This window comes from Mesorhizobium sp. M5C.F.Ca.IN.020.29.1.1 (assembly GCF_003997375.1).
Classification (GTDB): Bacteria; Pseudomonadota; Alphaproteobacteria; order Rhizobiales; family Rhizobiaceae; genus Mesorhizobium; species Mesorhizobium wenxiniae.
Genome location: NZ_RZSW01000707.1, coordinates 1 through 2,581, shown reverse-complemented (window position 1 = coordinate 2,581; position 2,581 = coordinate 1). Strand labels below are relative to the sequence as shown.

At 54.9% G+C, this 2,581-nt stretch carries 4 protein-coding genes; 1 reads left to right on the top strand and 3 read right to left on the bottom strand.

The window, feature by feature from the left end:
- Positions 1-712, top strand: a 712-nt coding sequence (locus tag EOA85_RS37845) for a hypothetical protein (RefSeq protein WP_164760033.1), incomplete at its 5' end; no start/stop codon positions are given.
- 38 nt (positions 713-750) lie between these two features.
- Here EOA85_RS37845 and EOA85_RS32430 read toward each other — a convergent pair.
- The 3 genes from EOA85_RS32430 to EOA85_RS38310 all read right to left on the bottom strand — a co-directional run.
- A complete protein-coding gene (locus EOA85_RS32430) occupies positions 751-1,911 on the bottom strand; it encodes an NAD(P)/FAD-dependent oxidoreductase (protein ID WP_164760032.1) in 1,161 nt (386 codons plus the stop codon).
- Complete coding sequence (locus tag EOA85_RS32425) at positions 1,904-2,284, bottom strand: FAD-dependent monooxygenase (protein ID WP_127212441.1); 381 nt, start codon at positions 2,282-2,284, stop codon at positions 1,904-1,906. The genes EOA85_RS32430 and EOA85_RS32425 overlap by 8 nt, the downstream gene beginning before the upstream one ends.
- Positions 2,285-2,377: 93 nt before the next feature.
- Positions 2,378-2,581 (bottom strand): hypothetical protein (locus EOA85_RS38310; protein ID WP_206523420.1); only part of this gene is annotated, 204 nt, incomplete at its 5' end.

The window sequence follows — 2,581 nt, the reverse complement described above, 5'->3', positions numbered from 1 at the left end:
CCTCGTGAACGAGCAGAGCGACCGGCGCAAGGCCGTCGCCACGGCCCGCAAGGATCGCGAGCGCGCGACCATGCGTGCGCTGGAGGCGGCCAAGCAGGATGTTGCCGCTTATGCGCGCATGGAGTCGTTCGACGAACTCATCAAGCTGCGCCAGGAGCGCGTCAACAGCATGCGCACGCTCGTGGACCGCAAAGTTCTCAGCATGACGGTGATGGATCAGATCCAGAGTGAGTTGTCCGACGCGCAACAGCGTCGGCAGGACGCCCGCAACCAATACGCGAGCGCCAAGCAGCGCCTCGCTTGGCTAGAGTCTGAGGTGTTGCGGACCCGGGCCGACCTCAGGAACGATCTGGAGGTCGAGATCGAGACCACGGAGAGCCAGATCGCGGCCAATGTGCGCGAGTTGAACGCCAGCGAAGGCGTCCTGTACACGTTGCCGGTGACCCGCGCACAGTTTGCGAAGGACGCAAACAGCGCAACTTATCAAATCGTGCGGCAATCGGCAGCCGGGCCGGTCAGCATCGAGTCCGATGGGATGACCCTGTTGCAGCCAGGCGACCTCGTCAACATCAGCGTGGGCGCTAGCGAGCCAAGAGAGCCGGCCGGTTCGCCGGTCCCGACCTTGCCGCTGACCGGCGAGAGCTTGCCGGCCGCGCGCACACCTAGCGATGGTCTTGGAACGTCGCTTCTCGAGAATGGCATTCAACAGTAGCCGGGAGACCCGGCATGAAGACCAGCTCAGCCTGCTCCTTAACGAACTGCGCTTGCCGCCATCAAGCGAAGTTGTGGGATCGAGATCCCCATCATATCGAGACCAATCCAGCCCATCCGACGAATACGCCATAAAAGCGTTGTATCGGACGCCAGTGATCGGTTGTAAAATGCTTCACCAAGCGACCATTCATCACAGGTAACTTTGACGGGATCTCTGTAGTATGTCTGAATTTTCTCGATCCCCATTCCGGGCGTGGCTAACCATGTCGGAATATGATGGCATAACCGATCAACGTCGGTTAGCACTTTATTGAGACCGGTACCCGCCGCCGGATCGCTGGTAGCAAAACTGTCACCAGCCAATACCAGACCGGGTTGCTGTTCATGATTCTGTGCAGCGTAAAGATCAACGGGTCGAATCTGAATATCGCTTGACACGACAGCATCACCAAGGAGACGCTTCAATCGGGGCATTACCGAATACAATGCAGATAACGGCGATGTGCGCACTTCCTGACACCACGGATGGCGTATATCACCATGGTAGACGAACACATTGGCGCGCATTCTTGAACCAATCGGAAACAGGCTCACATAACCCATAGGCCCTGGCTTTTCCGCAGAATACGTTAAAGCTTGAAATTTGAAACCAGCTTTAGAGGTGAGATCAAAACCAACACTGATCGAGTGGCATTTGCTGATCTCGGATCGCGTGATCGCACCCCGGACGACATTGTTTAAGCCGGTCGCGACCACAATCAATCGGGTCGACCATGTGTCACCATTTGACAGGGTAATTTCCTGCCGGTCGGAACTCGTCGTTATTTTGGTCACTTTAGCGCAGATGAATTGGACACTATCTGGAATCTGGCGGCGAATAACATTTACCAAATCCTCATAAGCCACCCCATATTCGCAGGGCTCGCCGTGTTTCCCTTGCTTTTTACCAATGACATAACCGCGACGGGCCACCCATATCTCAGTCATCGGTGTCGCAGCCGCCAATACGGCATCCACCAGCCCGGTTTTTTTGAGCAAGTCGACTTGGTCGCCATCGAGTTTTTCGCAGCGAAACTCCACCGGATAGACTTGATGGATATCAATAAGGATCGTCGAAATCCCCATCCGGCCAAGCATCGCAGCGGCTAACGAGCCGGCGGTACCACCCCCGAGGACCGCTACATCAGTATTATTCAATTCCCGCTCCTTCGCCCACCACTTCATTGACAACACGATCATGACAGCGAACCAAACGGTGTCGAAGAAAATTCAAGACTCCGTCTTTTGCTGCAAAATCAAACCAGGGGCGCTTGTTCATCACGCGACCAAACCGTGCAATCCACAGTTCGGTGAACAGCGTTGACGCGGCAACAATCCCCTCCATCAACCGGCCAGTCTCGCGAAGCAACCTGAACTGCTTCTCCTCAATCTTCTCGCAGCGAAAATCCTCCGGATAGGGATGATGCGCGTCGATCAGGGCGACCCAGAATCCAGCTCGCCCGAGCGTCGCGGCGGCGATGGAGCCCCCCAGGCCGCCGCCGACAGTCTCAACATCTACGCCATACATCATAGTCTCCTGCAAAGTAATCGCATTATACTATACTTTTTAGAGAAGCTCGATGATTGTATCCCGCTCCAAGATCAAAAACTCGTGAACGGTCGGTCAGATAAACATGCGACGCAAGGATCGTCTTGTCTTACGAAGAACCTGCCGCAGCGGCGGCTTTAACAACGTCGTTTGATTATACCATCTATCCACATAATGAATCGCCATTCGCGCCGCAATTACAATACGACCGCGCAACGTTCTGCTATCAAAATGGAAAAACAAAGGCAAGTTGATATCTGACCATGCAAGCTTATATGG